Here is a 1,147-nt window from a genome sequence, read left to right as displayed (position 1 = left end):
AGCAGCCCGGCGGCGAGCCCGCCGGCCAGCACGGCGACCGGCACCACCAGCAGGGTCTCGGCCAGCGTCCGGCCGGCGATCCCGGAGACCGCGGCGCCTCGGGCGCGCAGCAGCGCGAACTCGGTGCGGCGCTGGGCCACGAGCAGGCCGGACGCCAGCAGCAGGAGGCCGATCAGGGATGCCAGCACGCCGGCCTGCACCACGGCCAGCAGCGCGGCGACGGCCTGCTGCTGGGCGTCGTACCGGCTCAGGGCCGTCTCCAGGCCGGTGGTCACCAGGGTCCCGGGCGGCGGCGAACGCCGGGCCTGGGCCACCGCCGCGGACAGGGCCGGCACGTCGGCCGTGCCCAACCTGGAGGTGTTCAGCCGGTAGCGCCACTCGGTGGCCAGCTCCTGGGTGGATTCGGCGGCGAGGCGGACGCCGGGCGCGTCGGTGAACAGTGCGGCCTGCACCCGAATGCCGTCGGCTGGGTTGGGGCACGACGTCTGGATGACCGCCGAGTCGGCCCAGCCCGGAGCGCCCGGGTCGAGCTGCTCGACGATGCCGACCACCCGGATCGGGACGAAGCCGGCCCGTCCGCCGAGGGTGAGGTCCGACCCGACCCGCAGACCGAGGGCCGCGGCGGCCGGCCGGGCCAGAGTGGCCTCCACCTCCGTGCCGGACCGTGGGGTGCGGCCCTCGACCAGCCGGACCTCCTGCTCGGCGCCGGACCGGGTGCGCACCGACACGCTGGGCGGACACGAGCCGCCGAACGAGTCCGGGCTGTTCTCGCCGGGCCCGGCCTGGACACCGGCGGGCCCGACGCGGGCGGTGTACCACTGGGCGCCGATCAGGCTGGGCAGCGGCGCGGGCAGCAGCCGGCGGTACGCGTCCAGCTGCCCGGCGCCGTCGGCGGGAAGCAGGTCGGTGGCCGGGCCGACGCGGACGTCCGTCCGGGCCGAGATGATCACGTCCCGCACGGTGTACGGCAGGCGGTCGAGGTCGGCGCGCAGTCCGGCGTCGCCGTACTGGTTGACGATCCGCGGCGCCGCACCGACCGCGAACGCGGCGACGCCGGCCAGCACCGCGAGCATGGCGAGGTGCCCGGCCGAGGCACGGATGCGGCGCAGCAGCGGGGTCGCCGGTCGCCGGGTCATTCGTCCGTGCC

1 pseudogene is annotated in these 1,147 nt (G+C 77.2%); it reads right to left on the bottom strand.

The features are described from left to right. Nucleotides 1–1,136 (bottom strand): annotated as a pseudogene (locus AB0M20_RS44945) (ABC transporter permease); the annotation flags it as partial. Nucleotides 1,137–1,147 lie beyond the last annotated feature (11 nt).

The organism is Actinoplanes sp. NPDC051633, assembly GCF_040681735.1.
In the GTDB taxonomy this organism is placed as follows: domain Bacteria; phylum Actinomycetota; class Actinomycetes; order Mycobacteriales; family Micromonosporaceae; genus Actinoplanes.
The sequence above is the reverse complement of the archived record's forward strand: the minus strand, read 5'-3'. Positions and strand labels throughout refer to the sequence as shown.